Below are 20,332 nucleotides of genomic sequence, written 5' to 3'. Positions count from 1 at the left end.
AGGAGGATGTGAAAGCGAGCTCGTTCTGCGAACTCCTAGCGGCCGGCCGATGACTCCGGTGAACCAGAAATCACACCTGCAGCGGGCCGCCAGGAAGAGGTGAGGGGCACCCGTGGGTGGCACAGCCGCTCAAGGGTACCCCTCACCTCGAAACCCCGTGGATACGTTCAGCGGAGCCCTCATGCCCGCGAACGGGCCATCGCAGCACTCGGCGAGAAGCAGGGCCTGGCGGTGGTCGACGAGCGTGGGACTCGTGGGACAACGCATGGGACCAAGCGCGGCCACCAGGCCACCCCCGAGCCCCCGAGCGAGGACGACCAAAAAGCGGGCTGAGCTGCGGAAACACCCCAGAATCCCCTAGCGGCCCCCATCGCCCCCATTTTGCGGAACCCCAGGTCGGGCCGGGTTCCACTCCTCGTAGTCGAACGGGGCACCCATCGGGCTGCGCAGCTGCTGGCGCCCCTTGCCGACGGTGCGCAGCGTGCGGCCGAGCAGGTCTTCGAAGTCGGCCAGGCGGGAGTCGACGTAGGCGTCGCACTCGCTGCGCAGCCGCTCGGCGTCCTCGTTGGCCTCGTCGACGATCCGCTTGGCCTCGGTGTTCGCCGCCTGCACGACCTCGGTGTCGGCGACCAGCCGGGCCTGCTCCGACTTGCCCTCGTGCACCGACTGCTCGTAGGCGGCCCGACCGGCCTGCACCATGCGGTCGGCCTCGGACTGGGCGCGGCCGACGTAGTCCTCGTACTCGCGGCGGCCGGCGGTCACCGCCTGCTCGGCCTGCGCCCGCGCCTCGGCCACCATCTCGTCGGCCTGCTCGCGGGCGTCGGCGAGCAGCTGCTCCGCCTCGGCTCGCGCCGCGGCGATCGTGCGGTCGGCCTCGTTGCGGGCGTCGGTGACCGACTTGTCGGCCTGCGCCTCGGCGGTGGACACCACCTCGTCGCGGTGGTCGAGCACGTCCTGGGCGTCGTCGAGTTCCTGCGGGATCGCGTCCCGCACGTCGTCGAGCAGCTCCAGCACGTCGCCGCGGGGCACCACGCACCCCGACGTCATGGGCACGCCACGCGCTTCCTCGACGATCGTGACCAGCTCGTCGAGCGCCTCGAACACCCGGTACACCTTGATCTCCCTGCCGTCGTAGCCGCCGCAGCGGCAAGCATGTCAGAACACCCGCAACCGCCGATCATGGGTTGTTCTGCTACCAGTCTGCCCGCGCTTGGCGGCGCGGCGGGGGAAATCCGGTATCCGCGTGTCAAGCCCCGAACGCACTCGTGCGCGCCCCGGGCACCCCGGGACGCGCACGGCTCGCGGAACTACGCGTTGATGTTGGTCAGCCGGAAGCTGTCGTAGTGGTCTTCGGTGTAGAAGTACTCGCCGCCGTTGCCGACCACGAAGCGGCGCGCGCCGCGGTCGTCGCTGCCGGGCGTCTTGACGGTGTACTCGTGGTAGTACCCGCTGTCGCACTTCGGCAGGATGCCTTCCCGGTTCGAGAAGACCTGGCCGTCCTGCGGGTACGGGTAGGGGCCGCCCTGCTTGATCAGGTTGACCGTGTCGGTCGCCTCCTTGGGCAAGGCGGAGAGGTCGGCCTTCTGGAAACCGGCGGTGTCCCCGCACGGCGCCTGCGCGACGGGCGCGGTCGGCGCGGCGGACAGGGCGCTCGCCTGGTACCCGACCAGGCCCACGACCGCGATCAGACCGGCCAACAGGATCTGCACTGTCTTCGACGTGATCCGCTTCATGGTCGGCCACGCTACGTCGATGGCGTGTTCACGCACTGAAGCTGACGTGAACCCGAAATGTCATAGGGCACGGTCGAAGGACACGCATTAATCCGAACGGCGTAGCACGGCGGAAGGCCCGGATGCCGCGCGGCTCGGGGCGTTGGCGCGGCGGTTCAGCCGCGCTCGGCCAGCCGTTCGCGGAGCCGCTGCTCGATCTTCGGCGGCAGCAGGTTCGACACGTCGCCGCCGTAGGTGGCGACCTCCTTGACCAGCGAGCTAGCCAGGAAGCTGTACAGCGGGTTGGTGGACATGAACATCGTCTCGACCCCGGACAGCTGCTGGTTCATCTGCGCCATCTGCAGCTCGTAGTCGAAGTCGCTGACCGCGCGCAGGCCCTTGACGATCGCGCCGATTTCGTGCGCCTTGCAGTAGTCCACGAGCAGGCCGTGCCAGGCGTCGATGCGCACGTTGGGCCACTGGGCGGTGACCTCGCGCAGCATCTCCAGCCGCTCCTCGACGGTGAAGAGGCTCTTCTTGTTCTTGTTGATGAGCACCGCGACGACGACCTCGTCGAACAGCTTCGACGCTCGCTCGATGATGTCCAGATGACCGTTCGTCACCGGGTCGTAGGAGCCTGGACACACGGCACGCCTCATGACCTGGCACGTTAGCAGCCGTTCCCGGATGCACCCACGATCACGTGGCGCGGGTCACCGGCGCGGGATCACTGTTCCTCGTGCACGGCCCAGTGCACGGCGGTGTCCCCGTAGCGCTTGGTGCGCGTCGCGTGGAGGGGCGGCGGCCAGTCCGGTTCGCCGCTGCGCACCGCGCGCTCGACGATCACGAGGCTGCCCGGCGCGGTCCAGCCGTTCTGGACCAGCCCGACCAGCACGCGCTGCAGCTGCTCGGGCGCGAGGTCGTAGGGCGGATCGGCCAGCACCACGTCGAAGGGCTGCGCGGTCGGGGTGCCGATCAGTGTCTCGGCCTTCGCCTGTTCCACCCGGACCTCGCGGAACCCGAGCGATGCGGCGTTGCGGCGCAGCAGCTGGGCGGCGCGCCGGTCCGACTCGACGAAGGTGGCGTGGCCCGCGCCACGCGACAGGGCTTCGAAGCCAAGCGCCCCGGAGCCGCCGTAGAGGTCGAGCACCCGCGCGCCGGTCAGCTCGATGACCGATTCCAGCGCGCTGAACAGGGCTTCCCGCACCCGCTCCGAGGTGGGTCTGGTGCCGCGCGGGGGCACCTCGATGCGCCGCCCGCCCACGCTTCCGGCCACGATCCGCGTCACCCGACCATCGTCGCGCACGCCCTCCCGACCGATGCGCCGCGGGCCTCGAAGTCCGCCCACGCAGCAAACCCATGACACCAAGCAAGCTGCCCCAGGCAGCCCGCACCAGGAGCGCAGAGTCACACAAGCAGCCACACGCAAGCGGCGCGAGCCGCTTTCTCTTTTCCCACCCTCGCAACTCGCACCGCCGCGGGTTATCAGAAGCCTTCTCGGGAGGACAGCCCCACGTGGCGTGTTGGTCATACATGAGTCGGGGATCCCGGACCGAGAAGGCTTCCGAGGTTCCGGCACCCGCACCGCCACGCAAGACGAACCGTGCAACGGATCACGCGTTTTGCTGGAGTTTACGCCTGGGTATGTCGGTTCTTAGCTCCTGGGAGCAGCAAACCGGCACCGCAGCGGGTCGTAAGCTGACTGGTCTGCCCACTGCGCCAGACGGGGAGAACGACACAGGTGTCCGAAGCGTCCATCAAGCAGGCCGAGATCGCGGTCGAGCAGCAGCACGTCGATCGGGTTTACGCCCGGCTCGACGAATTGCGTGCCGAAGCCGAGGCGATGCGCGACAAGAGCTACGAGTACGGGCAGGAGGCCACGCCCGAGGCGCTCAACGAGCGCGACGTGATGCTCTACCACGCGAACCGGACGCTGCAGGCGTTGAACGCGGAGTCCGAGGGGCTCGTATTCGGCCGCCTGGACTTCGCCGGCGGTGATGCCGCGCACATCGGCCGGTTGGGCATCCGCGACCCGCAGTTCGACAACCTGCTGGTGGACTGGCGGGCCCCGCTGGCGGCGGCGTTCTACCAGGCCACCCCCGAGCAGCCGCTGGACGTGGTGCGCCGCCGGGTGATCCGCTCCTCCCGCGAGCAGGTCGTCGACCTCTCCGACGACCTGCTGGACCCGGACCGGGCGCCGGCGGACATGCGGGTGATCGGCGACGGCGCGCTGATGGCGGCGCTGACCCGGTCGCGCGGCGACTCGATGCGCAACATCGTCGCCACGATCCAGAAGGAGCAGGACGACGCGATCCGGGCGCCCGAGGGCGGGGTCGCCGAGATCACCGGCGGGCCGGGCACCGGCAAGACCGCGGTGGCGCTGCACCGAGCCGCCTACCTGCTCTATCGCGACCAGCGCCGGCTCGGCGGGCCCGGCGTGCTGGTGGTAGGGCCGTCGCCGGTGTTCATGTCCTACATCTCCCGCGTGCTGCCGTCGATGGGCGAGCACAACGTCGAGCTGCGGGCGCTCGGCGAGGTGCTGGACGGGATCGGCACGGCCAAGATCGAGGATCCGCGCACGGCGGAGGTCAAGGGCTCGTCGCGGATGGTGAAGGTGCTCCGGCGGGCGCTGCGGTTGCCGCCGCCGGACGCGCCGGAGCAGCTGAAGATGTTCTACCGGGGCACGGTGCTGAAGCTGCAGGCCGACGACCTGAAGCGGATCCGCCGCTCGCTGCACGGCAAGGGCGGGCAGCCCAACCGGTCCCGGATGCGGGCGGCCGACGCGCTGCTGGAAGCCCTGTGGCAGAAGGCGAGACAGGCCGCCGACGAGGACTTCAAGCCGGAGCGCGAGCGGTTGATCACCGAGATCGGCGACCGCATCGAGTTCCACCGGTTCCTGGTCGCCTGGTGGCCGCCGCTGTACCCGATGCAGGTGTTGCGCTGGCTGTCCGACCCGGCGCGGCTGTCCCAGGCCGCCCGCCGGTTGCTGTCGGCCGAGGAGGTCGACCTGCTGGCCAAGTCGTGGACCGAGGTGACCGAGTGGACGGTCGCCGACATCGCGCTGATCGACGAGCTGCGGGTGCTGGCCGGGCCGCCGCCGAAGCGGCGCCGCACAGCCCCGGATGCGGAGCAGTCGCGCCGCGCGGTCAACTACGACGAGTACGCGCACGTGGTGATCGACGAGGCGCAGGACCTCTCGCCGATGCAGTGGCGCATGGTGGGTCGCCGCGGGCGGCACGCGAGCTGGACGATCGTGGGCGACCCGGTCCAGTCGTCGTGGCCCGATCCGGCGGAGGCCGCGGCTGCGCGGGCGGAGGCCCTGAGCGAGCAGCGCACGCACCGCCGGTTCACGCTGCGCACCAACTACCGGAACTCGGCGGAGATCTTCGCCGTCGCCGCCGATGCGGTCCGCGACCTGGTACCGGCCGACGACCTGCCGATCGCGGTGCGTACCACCGGAATCGACCCGGCGGTGCGTGAGGTGTCCGCGGACGAGCTGCCGCGGGAGACGCGAACCGCCGCGGCGGAGCTGGTCGTGGCGGCCGAGGGCACGGTTGGCGTGATCACCACGATGGCCCGCCGCGACGAAGTCCGCGAATGGCTATCCACTGTGGACGGATTGGAAGCCGGCTCCGACCGGCTCCGCGTGGTCGGCAGCCTGGAGGCCAAGGGCATGGAGTACGACGCGGTGGTGGTCGTCGACCCGGACGGCCTGGCCGCGGAATCCAGCACCGGCCGCCGCGCCCTCTACGTCGCCCTCAGCCGAGCCACCCAGCTCCTCACGGTCCTCAAGACCCCGTAATCCCAGCCAACCGGGGACCAAAAACGAGGGGCGCCTTCGACCGGCACAGTCGGTCGAAGGCCGGTGCCCGGTGCCCGGTGCCGCGAAGGCGTGGAGAGCCAAGGGCTCATCGACACGAACATCCCGGTCTACGCGCACATCGTGAACGACGGCGACCTGCGCGCCACCCAAGCCCGCCAACTGCTGAAAGAGCTCTGGGCCACGGAAACCGGCGTGTTGAGCACCCAGGTGCTCCAGGAGTTCTACTCCGTCGCCACCAAGAAGACGAAGCTACCCCGCGAAACCGCTCGCAAGGTGGTGGCGAAGTACGCCGAGTGGGATCCGATTCGCACCGACCCACTGCTGATCGTCTCGGCTAGTAAGCTGGAAGAGAACCACACGCTCGCGTTCTACGACGCGCTCATCCTCGAAGCTGCGTTGCGATCGGGTGCGACGAAGCTGCTCACCGAGGACATGCAGCACGGCCGACGGTTCGGGAACCTCCTGATCGAGAACCCGTTCCGCCCCTGAAACGCCGAACGCGGGCCGTTCCCCCGAGAGGGGACGGCCCGCGTTGGGGTCAACGGTGGTCAGCCGAGTTCGATGATCAGGTCTCCGCCTTCGACCTGCTGGACCGGTCCGATCGCGAGGCGCTTGACGCGGCCGCCCTGCGGGGCCGTGATCGCGGCCTCCATCTTCATCGCCTCGATGGTGGCGATGGTCTGGCCCGCCTCTACCGCGTCGCCCTCCGCGACCGACAGCGTCACCACGCCCGCGAACGGGGCGGGCACGTGGCCGGGGTTGGACCGGTCGGCCTTCTCCGCGATCGGCAGGTCCGTGGCTACCGAGCGGTCGCGGACCTGGATCGGCCGCAGCTGGCCGTTCAGGACCGCCATCACGGTGCGGATGCCGCGCTCGTCGGGCTCGCTGATCGCCTCCAGCCCGATGAGCAGCCGCACGCCCGGCTCCAGGTCCACCGAGTACTCCTCCCCCGGCCGCAGGCCGTAGAAGAAGTCCTTGCTGCGCAGCAGGGAAGTGTCGCCGAACGCCTCGCGGTGCTCGGTGAACTCCTTGGCCGGCTTCGCGAACATCAGCCGGTTCAGGGTGCCCCGGCGGTCCGACTCCAGCCCGGCACGGTCCTCTTCGGACAGTTCTGCGACCTTGCGCACCGCGGTGCGGCCCTCCAGGGCCCGTGTGCGGAACGGCTCCGGCCAGCCCGCCGGCGGGTCGCCGAGCTCGCCCTGTAGGAACCCGATCACCGAGTCCGGGATGTCGAACTTGCGCGGGTCGGCCTCGAAGTCGGACGGGTCCACCCCGGCGCCCACCAAGTGCAGCGCCAGGTCGCCGACCACCTTCGACGACGGGGTCACCTTGACCAGCCGGCCGAGGATCCGGTCGGCCGCGGCGTACATCGCCTCAATCTCCTCGAACTTGTCGCCCAGCCCGAGCGCGACCGCCTGGGTGCGCAGGTTCGACAGCTGGCCGCCGGGGATCTCGTGCTTGTACACGCGCCCGGTGGGCGAGGCCAGGCCCGCCTCGAAAGGCTGGTAGACCTTGCGCACCGACTCCCAGTAAGGCTCCAGGTCGCACACCGCCTGCAGGTCCAGCCCGGTGGCCTGCTCGGTGTAGTCGGTGGCGGCGACGACCGACGACAGCGCGGGCTGCGACGTGGTTCCGGCCAGCGACGCCGTCGCGGCGTCCACCGCGTCCACGCCGGACTGGACGGCCGCAAGGTAGGTGGCCAGCTGGCCGCCCGGCGTGTCGTGGGTGTGCAGGTGCACCGGCAGGTCGAATTCCTTGCGCAGCGCGGAAACCAGCTTCGCCGCCGCCGGCGGCCGCAGCAGCCCGGCCATGTCCTTGATGGCCAGCACGTGCGCACCGGCGTCGACGATCTGCTCCGCCAGTCGCAGGTAGTAATCCAGTGTGTAGAGCTTCTCGTCCGGGTTGGACAGGTCGGCCGTGTAACACAGCGCCACCTCGGCGATCGACTTGCCGGTGGCCCGCACCGCCTCGATCGCCGGGCGCATCTGCTCGACGTCGTTGAGCGCGTCGAAGATGCGGAAGATGTCGATGCCGGTGTCGGTGGCCTCCTGCACGAAGTGCTCGGTCACCTCGGTCGGGTAAGGCGTGTAGCCGACCGTGTTGCGCCCGCGCAGCAGCATCTGCAGGCAGATGTTGGGCACCGCCTCGCGCAGCTTCGCCAACCGCTCCCACGGGTCCTCGGCGAGGAACCGCAGCGCCACGTCGTAGGTCGCGCCGCCCCAGCACTCCAGGGACAGCAGCTCCGGCGTCATCCGCGCCACGTGCGGCGCGACCGCGAGCAAGTCCTTGGTGCGCACCCGGGTCGCCAGCAGCGACTGGTGGGCGTCCCGGAAGGTGGTGTCGGTGACGCCGACGGCCTTGGTTTCCCGCAGCCAGCGGGCGAAACCTTCCGGACCGAGCTCGGTGAGGCGCTGCTTCGAACCGGCGGCCGGGGCGGCCGACAGGTCGATCTCCGGCAGCTTGTACACCGGGTCCGGGGTGGTCGGGCGCTTGCCGTTGGGCCGGTTGACCGTCACGTCGGCGAGGTAGTTCAGCAGCCGGGTACCGCGGTCGGCGGAGTGGCGGGCGGTGAGCAGGTGCGGCCGCTCGCCGATGAACGAGGTGGTGACCTTGCCCGCGGCGAAGTCCGGGTCGTCCAGCACGGCCTGCAAGAACGGGATGTTCGTGGATACGCCGCGGATCCGGAACTCGGCTACCGCGCGGCGGGCCCGCGCGACGGCGGTGGCGAAGTCGCGGCCCCGGCAGGAGAGCTTCACCAGCATCGAGTCGAAGTGCGCGCTGACGCTGGTGCCGGCGAACGCGGTGCCGCCGTCGAGCCGGATGCCCGCGCCGCCCGGCGAGCGGTAGGCGCTGATCATGCCGGTGTCCGGGCGGAACCCGTTGGCCGGATCCTCGGTGGTGATGCGGCACTGCAGGGCGGCGCCGCGCACCCGGATCGCGTCCTGCGTCATGCCGAGGTCTTCGAGCGTCTCGCCGACGGCGATGCGCAGCTGCGACTGGACCAGGTCGGCGTCGGTGACCTCCTCGGTGACCGTGTGCTCGACCTGGATGCGCGGGTTCATCTCGATGAACACGTGGCGGCCCTGCTCGTCGACCAGGAACTCCACGGTGCCCGCGTTGACGTAGCCGATCTTGCGGGCGAAGGCGACCGCGTCGGCGCAGATCCGCTGCCGCAGCTGCGGGTCAAGGTTGGGCGCCGGGGCGATCTCGATGACCTTCTGGTGGCGGCGCTGCACCGAGCAGTCCCGCTCGTAGAGGTGGATCACGTTGCCCGCGGCGTCGGCGAGGATCTGCACCTCGATGTGCCGCGGGTTGATGACCGCCTGCTCCAGGAAGACCGTCGGGTCACCGAAGGCCGATTCGGCCTCGCGCATCGCCGCTTCCAGCGCCTCGCGCAGCCCGGACACCGCATCGACGTGGCGCATGCCGCGCCCGCCACCGCCGGCGACGGCCTTCACGAACACCGGGAACGTCATGTTCTCGGCGGCGGCCAGCAGCTCGTCGATGTCGCGGGACGGTGACGAGGAGTTCAGCACCGGAACCCCGGCCTCGCGGGCGGCGGCGACCGCGGTCGCCTTGTTCCCGGTCATCTGCAGGATCTCGTGGCCGGGGCCGACGAAGGTGATCCCGGCTTCCTGGCAGGCCCGCGCCAGCTCGGGGTTCTCGGAGAGGAACCCGTAACCGGGGTAGACCGCGTCCGCGCCGGCCTGGCGCGCGGCCTTGATGATCTCTTCGACGGACAGGTAGGCGCGGACCGGATGACCAGGTTCGCCGATCTCGTACGACTCGTCGGCTTTCAGGCGGTGCAACGAGTTGCGGTCTTCGTGCGGGAACACCGCGACCGTGCCCGCACCCAGCTCGTACGCGGCGCGGAACGCGCGGATCGCAATCTCGCCGCGGTTCGCGACAAGGACCTTGCGGAACATGCCGGCTCCTCCTGGACAGGTGTCGGTCGGTGTGAGCACAGTACCGCGAAAATTCCCTCTTCCGGGAGAACCTCTCAGGTGATGGACACTTCGATGCCTCGACTACCTGCTCAAACGTAGATTCGAAACAAGGTCTGGACCAAAAGAAAAAAGGTCAAATTTCGCCTTGATGGAACTTTCGATCTCTTACTGGAGGCCTGGACGTAGCGCGCGGTCCGGACCGTCGCCCGATCAGCACATCCAGCGGCGGATAGGTCTCCAAGAACCTGTCCCTTGACCGAGGCGGCTATGGACGAACTCGCGGAGGCGCGTGACATAGCCGACAGTGACGGGCCCAACCTCTCGATCGTGACCACGCGGGTGATCTACATCGACGACTCCGGCGCGGAGACGACCGGTTACAACGTCTTCGGCTGGGTCGAGCTCGCCGTCTAGTCCTCGTCTAGTCCACGTCTAGTCCGCGTCTAGTCCTCGTCTAGTCCTGGAACGCGGCGCCGCGCGAATGGCTGGACCGGCGCCGCCAGCTTTACCGATCGATCGGGATCCCCACCGACTACGAGCTGCACGCCACGAAATTCGCCGGTGGCCGCGGACGACCTACCGGCACCCCCTGGGACACGATCAAATCGCAGCGCGCACACATCGTCGTCCCGTAGGCGGTGAGCTCCCGGTCGTTGAGCCAGTCCATGCCGGTCGGGCGGGGCTGGAGGTCGGTGAAGCGGAAGGTGCCGGGGAGCAGCCGCTTCGCGGTCCCACAGAACCGGCGTCCGTCCGGGCTTGCCATGATCACCACGGCACGGTGGTTCCGTCCCAGGAGAAGAACGCGCCGGTTGGCCCGTCGTCCGGCAGGAGCGCCAGCCGTACAGCCCCCTGGGCGGCCTCCGCCGGGTCTCCACCCGCCGCGGCTGCCCGGGAGTTGAGGTCGGTGGCCCGCAGGCCGGGGGCGAGCGCGTTGACCTTGAAACCCTCCTTGGCCAGTGTCTGGGCGTACAGGACGGTGAGGGCATTGAGGGCGGCCTTCGACGACCGGTACGCGGCCGCACCGCCGCTGCCGGTGGCGAACTGGGGGTTCGGATTCGTGCTCTAGGTCAGTGATCCGGTCCCGCTGGACACGTTGACGATTCGGGGGTGCGGGGAGCGGCGCAGGGCGGGCAGGAAGGCGTTGGTGACCGCGACGACCCCAACCACGTTGGTCTCGTACGTGCGCCGGAACTCGTCTGCGCCGGTTTCGGTCGGCGGCGCGAGCGAGAGCGATAGGCCTGCGTTGTTGACCAGCACGTCCAGGTGGTCCAGTTGCCCTGCGGCCGCGGCGATGCTGTCCGGGTCCGTCACATCGAGGACCAGTAGACGCGGGGCGTCGCCGATCTCCTCGACGGCCCGCCGCCCGCGCCCGGCGTCGCGGGAGCCCACGTACACCCCGAAACCCTCCGCGGCGAGCAGGCGGGCGATTTGCTTGCCGATGCCTTTGTTGGCACCGGTGACCAGTGCTGTGCGATCGTTCATGGAAGCCACGGTCCCCTGGCTGCGCCCACCCCTGCCAGGGACAACCTGTACCAGGCACCGGGAGGAGAGACCATGGTGCGGCAGGAACTCGCCCGTTTCCTGCGGGAGCGCCGCACAGCCCTGCGCCCGCACGAGCTCGGCCTGCCCACCAGCGCCCCGCGCCGCACCCCAGGCCTGCGCCGAGAGGAGATAGCGGAGCTGGCCCACCTGTCTGTCGACTACTACGTACGGCTTGAGCAGGCCCGCGGCCCTCGTCCGTCGCCCCGCATCCTGGACGCGCTGGCCCAAGCCCTCCGCCTGACGCCGGCCGAACGCAGCCATCTGTTCCGCCTGGCCGGAACGGGCGCGCCGCCGCCCGCCACCGGCGCCGTTCGGCGCGTTCGCCCGCACGTGGCCCGGATGCTGCAGCGCCTGCCGGAGACCGGCGCGATCGTCACCGACGCGGCCTACGGCGTCGTCGCCTGGAACCCGCTGGCCCGGGCTCTGCTGGGCGGCGACCTCGGACAGGGGACGGCGAACCTGGCCCGTCGCCGGTTCCTCGGCGAGGGACGGCTGTACGAAAGCTCCAGCACCGAGGAGTTCGGGCACATCGTGGTGGCACGCCTGCGCCGGGCCGCCGACCGCTACCCGCACGACCCGCAGCTCGCCGCCCTGCTGGCCGAACTACACACCGGCAGCGATGAGTTCCACCAGCTCTGGGAGACCCGCCCGGTCCACGCCCCCGGCCACCGCACCAAGACCCTCGACCACCCGACGGCGGGCAGACTCCGGCTGAACTGCGACGTGCTCCTCGTCCCCGAGGACGACCAGGAAGTAGTCCTGATCACGGCCGACCCCGGATCCCCCTCGGCCCGAACCCTGCGCCGGCTGGCCGCGACGGTCTAGGTGTGTTGGTGCTGGTCACAGCCACTCGTTGAGGACTGCGACCAGCACGGTCGCCTCGTGGCGAACGGCGAGCTTGTCGTACCTCGTGGCCACGGCACGGTAGCGCTTGAGACGGTTGATCCCACACTCGACGGCGTGACGCTCGCGTTAGTCGGTCTTGTCGAACTTCGGTGGCCGACCGCCCCGGGACCTGAGCTTCTACCGGTTGCGGACTCGGGTCCGCAGGGATTCGGAATGGTCGCCTTGATACCGCGTTTACGCAGGTAGTCCAGTTGATACGGGAGTCGTACGCCTTGTCGGCACGCACCCGGTCCGGGCGCCTGCGGGACCGCCCTCGCCCGAACCGGGGCACCCGGATCGCTTCCAGGACCGGTTCGAACTGCGGCGAGTCACCCCGCTGCCCGGCTGTGATCACGATGGACAGTGGCTTCTGCCCCTGCTCGACAGCGAGGTGAATCTTGGTGGTCAGCCCGCCCCGGGAGCGTCCGAGACCATGGTCGGCCGACTCGACGGCGGGACGCCCCGGCGGTGTGCTGGTGGGTCCGGCAGACAGTGGAGTCGACGTTCACCTCCCAGATGATCAGGTCCTTCCGTCCGCGTGGGCCTGAAGCCGGGTGACGATCCTGGCCCAGGTGCCGTCGCGCTGCCAGCGTCGGAACAGGTCGGCAGGCCATGATCATTCAAGATCAAGATCTACTGTTCGCAACAGACCCTAGGTGTGCCCGTTCTGTCAGCGCATCCAGCCGATAGGTCTCCAAGGACTGACCTTTGCCTCGGCGGCTTGGACCAACGTCTCGCGAAGGTTATCCGGCACGTTCTTGATTCGGATAGCGGCCATGCGCGCAACTCCGAATCAGGTCTTCTCCAGGTACTCGGCGCGGTCGGCGTCGACCACCTCGGCGACCATCCGGGCCAGGCCCGGCTGCTTCCGCAGTTGGGGGTCTTCGCCGACCACCCGGTCGGCTTCCTCCCTGGCCTGGGCGATCACGTCCTCGTCGCGCAGCAGCGACAGCATCTTCAGGCCCGACTTCCGGCCGGACTGCGCCGCGCCGAGGATGTCGCCCTCGCGGCGCAGCTCCAGGTCCAGGCGGGCGAGCTCGAAGCCGTCCGTGGTGGAGGCCACCGCGTCCAGCCGGTCCCGCGTGGTGGTGCCGGCCATCGCCTCGGTGACCAGCAGGCAAAGGCCCGGCGCGCTGCCCCGGCCGACGCGGCCGCGCAGCTGGTGCAGCTGGCTGACGCCGAACCGGTCGGCGTCCATGATCACCATGACGGTCGCGTTCGGCACGTTGACGCCGACCTCGACGACGGTGGTGGCGACCAGCACGTCCAGCTCCCCGGCGGCGAACGCGCGCATCACCGCGTCCTTGTCGTCCGCGGCCAGCCGGCCGTGCAGGATGCCCAGCCGCAGGCCCGCCAGCGGCCCGGCGGCGAGCTGCTCCGCGACGTCGAGCACCGCCACCGGCGGCCGCCGCTCCTCGTCCTCCTCCGGCGGCGGCTCCTCGCCGCCCCCGTCGCTGTCGTCCACAGCGGACTTCGCGGCCTTCTTCTTGCCTTTGCCCGGGTTCTCCTCGTCGTCGCCGATCCGCGGGCACACCACGTAGACCTGGTGCCCGGCCGCGACCTCCTCGTGGATGCGCGCCCAGGCCCGGTCCAGCCAAGCCGGTTTCTCCGCCACCGGAACGACGCTCGTGCTGATCGGCGAGCGACCGCGCGGAAGTTCCCGCAGCGCCGAGGTTTCCAGGTCGCCGTAGACCGTCATCGCCACCGTGCGCGGGATCGGCGTCGCGGTCATCACGAGCACGTGCGGCGACACCTCGTCCCCGCCGCGCGCCCGCAACGCGTCGCGCTGCTCGACACCGAAGCGGTGCTGCTCGTCCACCACGACCAGGCCGAGATCGGCGAACGACACCCGGTCCTGGATCAGCGCGTGCGTGCCGACGACAATCCCGGCCTCACCGGAAGCCGCCTCCAGCAAGGCCTTCTTGCGCTGCGCCGCGTTCAGCGAACCGGTCAGCAGCGTGATGCGGGTGGCGTCGTCCGCGCCGCCGAGCTCACCGGCCATCGCCAGGTCGCCGAGCAGTTCGCGCAGCGAGCGGGCGTGCTGCGCGGCGAGCACCTCGGTCGGCGCGAGCATCGCCGCCTGCCGCCCGGAGTCCACCACCTGCAGCATCCCGCGCAGCGCCACCACCGTCTTGCCGCTGCCGACCTCGCCCTGCACCAGGCGGTTCATCGGGTGCTCGGTGGTCAGGTCGGCGGCGATCTGCTCGCCGATCTCCCGCTGCCCCTTGGTCAGCTCGAACGGCATCCGCTGGTCGAACGCCGCCAGCACGCCGTCGTCGCGCCGCCGGCACACCGGCGCCGGATGCGACTTCGCCGCGCCGCGCAGCTGCGCCAGCGCCAGCTGCACCGCCAGCGCCTCGTCCCACTTCAACCGGTTCTGCGCGACCGTCACCTCCCCGAAGTTCTGCGGGCGGTGGATCTTGCGCAGCGCCGATTCCAGGTCCGCCAGCCCCATCCGGTCGCGCAGCTCCACCGGCAGCGGGTCGTCGGTGCCGTCCCAGACGTCCAGCACCTGGCCCACGCACCGCGCGATGGACCACGACGGCAGGCCATGCGCGGCCGGGTAGACCGGGATCAGCGCGGCGGCGAATTCCTCGGCCGCCGAACCGAGATCGGTCTTCTCCGTGTCGAAGAGCTGGTACTCCGGGTGTGCCAGCTGCAGCTGCTTGCGGTAGGCGGTGACCTTGCCCGCGAACATGCCGCGCCGCCCCGGCAGCAGCTCCCGCTCCCGCCAAGCCTGGTTGAAGAACGTGCAGCTCAGCGAGCGGTGGCCATCGGTGATGCGGGCCTCGACGATGGTGCCGCGGCGGGACTTCATGGTGCGCTTGCTGACCCGCTCCACCTGCGCCAGCACGGTGGCGTGCTCGCCGATCTCCAGCCCGGCGATCGCGGTCAGCTCGCCGCGCTCGGCGTAGCGGCGCGGGTAGTGGCGCAGCAAATCGCCCACGGTGGCCAGGCCCAGCGCCGAATCGAGCGCCTTGCCGGACTTGGCGCCGAGCACCCGATCGAGCTTCGCGTCCAATGTGGTCACTGCTTGTCCTCCGCCGTGCGCATCGTCACCGGTCGTCCCGCCGGGCAGGCACCCGCAAGTTACTGGACGGCACCGACGAGTCGATCAGTCGGTGGCGGCGACCCGCGCGCTCTGGCTGCCCAATCGCCATCCCAGCCAGCCCGCGAGCGCACCGCCCAGCAGCAGCCAGCCCTGCGCGTGGAGGTCGACGGTGTCCCGGAAGTCCGAGGCGTTCAGGTTGGTGAGCGTGGTCAGCACGACGGTGCCCAGCATCAGCGCGCCGAAGACGCCCAGCGCCGCGCCGGCCCAGGCCAGGCCGCGCCGCCGCAGCACCCCGCGGACCCCGAAGACGCTCCACACCGCAGCGACCGCCAGCCACCAGACGAGCATGTCGAACAGGAAGTCGCGCAGCGAGCTGGAGCTCTCCGGCGCGCCCGACGACGTCCACTTGACCGCGATGGGCTCGGGCAGCCGGGTGCGCAGCAGCAGCGGGATCGCGATCATCAGCAGCGCGACGAGCACGGTCCAGCCACCGACGAACCACAGATATCGGCTTCGGACTCTCACTGGACGCTCCCGGGTCAGTCGACGACCAGTAACGACATTAGCGCCACACCGCCGCTGCCCGTCGGCCCGGCCGGGCATCGCCGACCGGACCGACCGCTGGTCAGGCGGTCGCGAGCCACAGCCGCAGCGCCACCAGGCACGCGCCGCCCAGCGCGCCGAGCAGGTACACCCGTAAGTCGCGACGTCCCACGAGTTCCTCCCTCACAGCGCCGAGCTTTCGGTGATCAGCGCGTTGACCAGCTCGGCGCCGCGTTCGGCGTGGTCGACGCTGATGTAGAAGTCACGACCGGAGGTCAGCCGCAGGACCAGGCACTCGCCGCTGCGCATCATGATCGCGGTGCTGCTGGGGAGAACCCGGTAGCCCCAGCCGCCGACCTCGAGCGCCCGCCGGGTCTCGACCCGCGCGCCCTCGATCTGCGCCAGCCGGATCCGCCGAGCGGGCCAGCGCTGCGGCCCGAACGCGACTCGCACCCCGCGCTCGTCGACCTGCACCCGCGCCGAAGAAATGGCCAGGCACGCCGCACCGGCCAGCAGCGGCGCCAGCGCGACCTGCCAGGTCTGGAAGATGAAGGTCACCACCGAGACCAGCAGCACGACGACGCCGCCCACGCGGAGCACCTGGCTCGACATCGACGACAGCCACACCGCGCGTTCGCCCGCCTTCAAAGCCAGCTCCGAACCCGAAGCCAGGTCTTGCTCCTCGTCCGGTCCACGGTTGCACGCGAACCAGCCGACGCGGCCGGCGATCCCGGCGGCCGCCAGCATCGGAACCACCTGCCAGCTCAGCGACCCGGCCTGCCGCCATTCGACGGCGTCCAGGTTCACCCACGCGGTCAGCGCACCCAGGCCGACGACGAATACCCCGGCAGCGGCGAGGATCGCGCTCGTGGCGGCGCGGGTGCGCCGCAGCCGCCAGCCGCGCGCGCCGTTCCAGAGCGCGCCCACCCCGACCGCCAGCCAGCCGACCAGCAGGAAGACCAGGAAACCGGTGACCGACATCGAGTCGTTGGGCGCGCCGGAGAAGCTCCAGTGCGAGGCGATCGGATCCGGCAGCCGGTCCCGCAGGGTCAGCGCGCCGACGACGAGCACCGCCGTCACGGCCGCCACCCACAGGACCGAAACGGCCAGGAACCGGGTGCGGTAGATCATTTCGCCTCCTGCGTCTGGTGGGACACCGTTGTCCGGCTGTGCGGAAATCGCGGATGGATCCCTCATGCCTCCCCCTGCCTGATCCATTCGATGACGTCGTCCGGCCGGTAGCCGTGGAGCTCCGCATCGGCCAGCAGCTCGCCGAGCCGCCGCTGCAGCGCGGCCCGCGCGTCCGGGCGGCGCAGCACCGTGACGCCGCGCCCGCGGCGGAACTCCAGCAGCCCCTCTTCGCGCAGTTGGCGCAGCGCGCGGAGCACGGTGTTGGAGTTGATCTGCAGCGCGACGGCCAGGTCTCGCGCGGGCGGCAGCCGATCGCCCGGCTCGACCTCGCCGTCGGCGATGGCGCGCCGGATGGCGTCGGCGGCCTGCTCGTGCAGCGGCCGCTGGTCGTGCAGATCCAATGAAAGCAACATGATGCTAATGACTATAGCACCATTCACGTCTCAACGGCCGGCGGATTCACCGCCTGCGCAACTCAGGGTCCGTGAACGTTTCCAGGCGCTATGGAGGCTGTCCTGGAAGGGCTGGCTGAAGCGAACGGACCGATCGCGCCATCTAGTGTCCTGCACCGGAAATTCATGGTCGAAATGGCTATACTGCGGGAATGGCGAGGACTGGGCGGCCGAAGGCTGAGTTGGTGCTGACCGACGATGAGCGTTCGACGTTGCAGCGTTGGGCTCGGCGGGCGAAGAGTTCGCAGGCTTTGGCGTTGCGGTGTCGGATTGTGCTGGCATGCGCCGATGGTTTGTCCAATGTGGATGTCGCCGAGAAGTTGCGGGTGTCGCGGCCGACGGTGGGCAAGTGGCGGTCGCGGTTTGTCCAGCGACGACTGAAGGGGTTGGTCGACGAGGATCGCCCAGGCGCGCCGCGGAAGATCACCGACGAACAGGTGGAGAAGGTGGTCGTCTCGACGTTGGAAGAGAAACCGAACAACGCGACGCATTGGTCGCGTACATCGATGGCGAAGCGTTCCGGGCTGAGTAAATCGACCGTGGGACGGATCTGGAAAGCGTTCAACCTTAAACCCCACTTGGCCGACACATTCAAGCTCTCTACCGATCCGCAGTTCATCGAGAAGGTCCGTAACGTCGTCGGCCTGTATATGAACCCGCCCGAGAACGCAGTGGTTCTGTGCACCGATGAGAAATCCCAGGTGCAAGCGCTGGAGAGGTCCCAGCCGGTGTTGCCGATGATGCCTGGCATGCCCGAGCGGCGCACCCACGACTACGTCCGTCACGGCGTCACCAGCCTGTTCGCCGCCTTCGACATCGCCACCGGCAAGGTCATCTCCTCGCTGCACCGCCGGCACCGCTCGGTCGAGTTCCGCAAATTTCTCACCAAGATCGACAAGACCGTACCGGCGGAGTTAGGCGTCCATGTCATTTGTGACAACTACGCCACCCACAAAACTGAGATCATCCAGAAATGGCTAGCGAAGCATCCTCGATTCCAAATCCACTTCATCCCGACCGGATCGTCCTGGATCAACCAGGTCGAACGCTGGTTCGGCGAATTGACCACCAAACTCCTGCAACGCGGCGTGCACACCAGCGTCCAGGCACTCGAGGCCGATATCCGCAACTGGATCGACGAGTGGAACAACGATCCCCGGCCGTTCATCTGGACCAAGAACGCTGACGAGATCTTGGAGTCACTCCGATCATATTGTCAACGCATCTCCGGCGCAGGACACTAGGAGCCTGTTGCAAAATTACGCCCACCACGGACCGTGATCGATCGATCACGGCTGAGATGGCCACTGGCGGACAAACGGCGGCGATCGAGACTGATTTGGTACTTCGGTTCAGCCGTTTTCGCCGAAAACGCAACAGGCTCCTAGCCGGAGTGAACAGGCCGTCCGCTTCACACCGGCGCGGCGGAACCAGGCCGCTTCCGCTGGAGCTGCCACTGGAACCTCCAGACAGAACGAGGTCCCCAACGGGCTCAGCCCACGCACACAACCGATCGGAACGGGCGCTACTCGACGCCGACGAGGAGCAGGGCGCCGAGGTCGCCGCCCGGGTAGCAGGCGAATTCCACCTCGGGATGGGCGTGCCGGAGGTGCTCGGCCAGCGCATCCGGCAGCCCCTCCGGGGCATCCGCCTGGACCAGCGCGGTGAGCAGCTCGCCACCGATGGCGAGCATCCTGGTGACGAGATCGCGGGCCGCGGCCGACACGTCGTCGCCGATGAGCACGACCTCGCCGTCGATCAACCCGAGCACGTCGCCGGGCAGGCAACGGCCGACCCAGGTCAACGCCTCGGCATCGGCGATGCGCAGCTCGCCGCGCCGGGTCGCGGCCGCCGCCTCGGCCATCGCCACCTGGTCATCGGCCCGGCGGCGGCTCGGGTCGTGCACCGCGAGCGCGGCCAGCCCCTGCACCGGCGACGCCATCGGCACCACCACCACGTCCTGCCCCTCGCCGATCACCCCGGACCGCTCCACCACGGCGGCCGTCGCCGCGTCGTTGGGCAACACCACAACGTGCGCGGCACCGGTCGAATCGAAGGCCTCGCGCAGCCCGTCCGCGGTTAACTCCGTACCGACGACCAGCACGTCGGCGCCCTCCGCGGCGAACAGCTCCCCCAGCGCGCCGCCGGGAACGCAGGCGAGCACCGCGACGTCCCGTGCGAAAGCGGCCTGCTGGTCGGCGAACCTGGTGACCTTGATCCTGTGCACGCGCCCGGCCTCGATGCCCGCCTCGATCGCCGCGCCGATGTCGTCGCAGTGCACGTGCACGGCCCAGGAAGCCCCGCCGTCACCGACCGCGGACACGCAGTCACCGAGCCCGCACAACGCTTCCCGCAGCGCCGAGACCCGATCCTGATCGGTGTCGGCGAGCAGGTACATGATCTCGTACTCGTACTGCGACTCGTGCTCCAGCACTCCCGAATCCCCCGGGACCGGAGCCTTCGGCGCGAGCCACTCGCCGTCGCGAACCACCGCATGGAGCGCGTCGAGCATGATCACCAAGCCCCGCCCGCCGGCATCGACGACACCGGCGTCGGAGAGCACCGCGAGCTGCCCGGGCGTCGCAGCCAGTGCGCCGATGGCCGCTCGGGTCGCCTCGTGCACGACCACTTCCAGCTCGTCCGAACCAACCGCCGCACGCGCCGCAGCGCGCAACACCGACAGCACCGTGCCCTCGACGGGTTCGGCAACGGCCTGCCTGGCCAGCCCATCGGCGCGGACCAGCGCCGCGCCGAGCGCTCGGCCGTCCGCCTCCGCGACGTCGCGCAGCGACTCGGCGATCCCGCGCAGGGCCTGCGACAGCAGCATGCCCGAGTTCCCGCACGCACCACCGAGCGCGCCCTTGGACAGCGCGTCGAGGACACCGCCGAGCGTGTCCGGCTCGACCGCGTCCAGCGTTTCCACCGCCACGCGCATCGTCTGCAGCAGGTTGGTGCCGGTGTCTCCGTCGGCGACCGGGTAGACGTTGATCCGGTCGATCGCATCGCGCTCGGCGACCAGCGCGGCCAGCGCCAGGTCCGCCCACCGGCGGGCAGCCGCCGCAGTCAGCGTCCGCAACACCCGCGACCTCCCACGCAACCACCTAGGATCGGATTATCCGAGACTAGTCGCTGTCCGCGCCGGGTTCGGCCCGCGTCGGCACTCGTCCCCCCCTCTGCTGAATGCGCCCTAACCGGTGGGCTAGACTGATCCGGTCCCAGGGTGGCGATGACCCCGGGCGACCGGG

17 protein-coding genes and 1 pseudogene are annotated in these 20,332 nt (G+C 69.7%); 5 read left to right on the top strand and 13 right to left on the bottom strand.

What is annotated here, in order from left to right:
- Nucleotides 1–357 precede the first annotated feature (357 nt).
- The 4 genes from DL519_RS37375 to rsmD form a co-directional block, all read right to left on the bottom strand.
- Nucleotides 358–1,113, bottom strand: coding sequence for a DivIVA domain-containing protein (locus DL519_RS37375; RefSeq protein WP_168585003.1), 756 nt, complete (start codon nucleotides 1,111–1,113; stop codon nucleotides 358–360).
- Between the two features lie 194 nt (nucleotides 1,114–1,307).
- On the bottom strand, nucleotides 1,308–1,733 hold the full coding sequence (locus DL519_RS37370; protein WP_190821864.1) for a ribonuclease domain-containing protein: 426 nt from the start codon (nucleotides 1,731–1,733) through the stop codon (nucleotides 1,308–1,310).
- A 155-nt stretch (nucleotides 1,734–1,888) separates the two neighbouring features.
- Entirely contained in the window at nucleotides 1,889–2,371 is a 483-nt protein-coding gene (coaD, locus tag DL519_RS37365; RefSeq protein ID WP_010305792.1) for a pantetheine-phosphate adenylyltransferase, read from the bottom strand.
- Nucleotides 2,372–2,439: 68 nt separating this feature from the next.
- The gene (rsmD, locus tag DL519_RS37360) at nucleotides 2,440–3,000 is read right to left on the bottom strand and encodes a 16S rRNA (guanine(966)-N(2))-methyltransferase RsmD (protein WP_190824450.1); all 561 of its coding nucleotides are present in this window, start codon (nucleotides 2,998–3,000) and stop codon (nucleotides 2,440–2,442) included.
- A gap of 453 nt (nucleotides 3,001–3,453) precedes the next feature.
- Between rsmD and DL519_RS37355 the strand changes: the two genes are divergently transcribed.
- Together DL519_RS37355 and DL519_RS37350 are read left to right on the top strand one after the other, a co-directional pair.
- Nucleotides 3,454–5,514 (top strand): HelD family protein, encoded by a 2,061-nt coding sequence (locus DL519_RS37355; protein WP_190821862.1) that lies wholly within the window; start codon nucleotides 3,454–3,456, stop codon nucleotides 5,512–5,514.
- A 63-nt stretch (nucleotides 5,515–5,577) separates the two neighbouring features.
- A complete protein-coding gene (locus DL519_RS37350) occupies nucleotides 5,578–6,024 on the top strand; it encodes a PIN domain-containing protein (RefSeq protein ID WP_223839998.1) in 447 nt (148 codons plus the stop codon).
- Nucleotides 6,025–6,083: 59 nt separating this feature from the next.
- Here the strand turns inward: DL519_RS37350 and DL519_RS37345 are convergent, their stop codons facing one another.
- On the bottom strand, nucleotides 6,084–9,461 hold the full coding sequence (locus DL519_RS37345; protein WP_190821859.1) for a pyruvate carboxylase: 3,378 nt from the start codon (nucleotides 9,459–9,461) through the stop codon (nucleotides 6,084–6,086).
- A gap of 273 nt (nucleotides 9,462–9,734) precedes the next feature.
- Between DL519_RS37345 and DL519_RS37340 the strand changes: the two genes are divergently transcribed.
- Nucleotides 9,735–9,896, top strand: coding sequence for a hypothetical protein (locus DL519_RS37340; protein ID WP_190821857.1), 162 nt, complete (start codon nucleotides 9,735–9,737; stop codon nucleotides 9,894–9,896).
- A 118-nt stretch (nucleotides 9,897–10,014) separates the two neighbouring features.
- Here DL519_RS37340 and DL519_RS37335 read toward each other — a convergent pair whose 3' ends face one another.
- On the bottom strand, nucleotides 10,015–10,245 hold the full coding sequence (locus DL519_RS37335; protein WP_190821855.1) for a hypothetical protein: 231 nt from the start codon (nucleotides 10,243–10,245) through the stop codon (nucleotides 10,015–10,017).
- Between the two features lie 2 nt (nucleotides 10,246–10,247).
- Nucleotides 10,248–10,964 (bottom strand): annotated as a pseudogene (locus tag DL519_RS37330) (SDR family oxidoreductase).
- A 72-nt stretch (nucleotides 10,965–11,036) separates the two neighbouring features.
- Here DL519_RS37330 and DL519_RS37325 point away from each other — a divergent pair.
- On the top strand, nucleotides 11,037–11,849 hold the full coding sequence (locus tag DL519_RS37325; RefSeq protein WP_190821853.1) for a helix-turn-helix transcriptional regulator: 813 nt from the start codon (nucleotides 11,037–11,039) through the stop codon (nucleotides 11,847–11,849).
- On the opposite strand, the gene DL519_RS50545 is transcribed toward DL519_RS37325, so the two are convergent.
- The 5 genes from DL519_RS50545 to DL519_RS37300 all read right to left on the bottom strand — a co-directional run bounded on the left by DL519_RS50545 (nucleotide 11,788) and on the right by DL519_RS37300 (nucleotide 17,048).
- Nucleotides 11,788–12,306, bottom strand: coding sequence for a transposase (locus tag DL519_RS50545; protein WP_397545090.1), 519 nt, complete (start codon nucleotides 12,304–12,306; stop codon nucleotides 11,788–11,790). The two genes, DL519_RS37325 and DL519_RS50545, sit on opposite strands and share 62 nt — an antisense overlap.
- Nucleotides 12,307–12,702: 396 nt before the next feature.
- Nucleotides 12,703–14,940, bottom strand: coding sequence for an ATP-dependent DNA helicase RecG (recG, locus tag DL519_RS37315; protein ID WP_190821851.1), 2,238 nt, complete (start codon nucleotides 14,938–14,940; stop codon nucleotides 12,703–12,705).
- 84 nt (nucleotides 14,941–15,024) lie between these two features.
- On the bottom strand, nucleotides 15,025–15,486 hold the full coding sequence (locus tag DL519_RS37310; protein ID WP_190821849.1) for a hypothetical protein: 462 nt from the start codon (nucleotides 15,484–15,486) through the stop codon (nucleotides 15,025–15,027).
- A 201-nt stretch (nucleotides 15,487–15,687) separates the two neighbouring features.
- Nucleotides 15,688–16,635, bottom strand: a complete 948-nt coding sequence (locus DL519_RS37305) for a DUF1648 domain-containing protein (RefSeq protein WP_190821847.1) — start codon at nucleotides 16,633–16,635, stop codon at nucleotides 15,688–15,690.
- 62 nt (nucleotides 16,636–16,697) lie between these two features.
- Nucleotides 16,698–17,048 carry a GntR family transcriptional regulator gene (locus DL519_RS37300; RefSeq protein WP_190821845.1) on the bottom strand — a complete coding sequence of 117 codons (351 nt, stop codon included), beginning with the start codon at nucleotides 17,046–17,048 and terminating at the stop codon, nucleotides 16,698–16,700.
- Between the two features lie 191 nt (nucleotides 17,049–17,239).
- Here DL519_RS37300 and DL519_RS37295 point away from each other — a divergent pair, with 191 nt between their 5' ends.
- Complete coding sequence (locus tag DL519_RS37295; protein WP_190812538.1) at nucleotides 17,240–18,331, top strand: IS630 family transposase; 1,092 nt, start codon at nucleotides 17,240–17,242, stop codon at nucleotides 18,329–18,331.
- Nucleotides 18,332–18,612: 281 nt separating this feature from the next.
- Here DL519_RS37295 and DL519_RS37290 read toward each other — a convergent pair whose 3' ends face one another.
- Nucleotides 18,613–20,166, bottom strand: a complete 1,554-nt coding sequence (locus DL519_RS37290) for a DAK2 domain-containing protein (RefSeq protein ID WP_190821843.1) — start codon at nucleotides 20,164–20,166, stop codon at nucleotides 18,613–18,615.
- Nucleotides 20,167–20,332: the final 166 nt, after the last annotated feature.

Source organism: Saccharopolyspora pogona (assembly GCF_014697215.1).
Taxonomy (GTDB): domain Bacteria; phylum Actinomycetota; class Actinomycetes; order Mycobacteriales; family Pseudonocardiaceae; genus Saccharopolyspora; species Saccharopolyspora hattusasensis.
The sequence above is the reverse complement of the archived record's forward strand: the minus strand, read 5'-3'. Positions and strand labels throughout refer to the sequence as shown.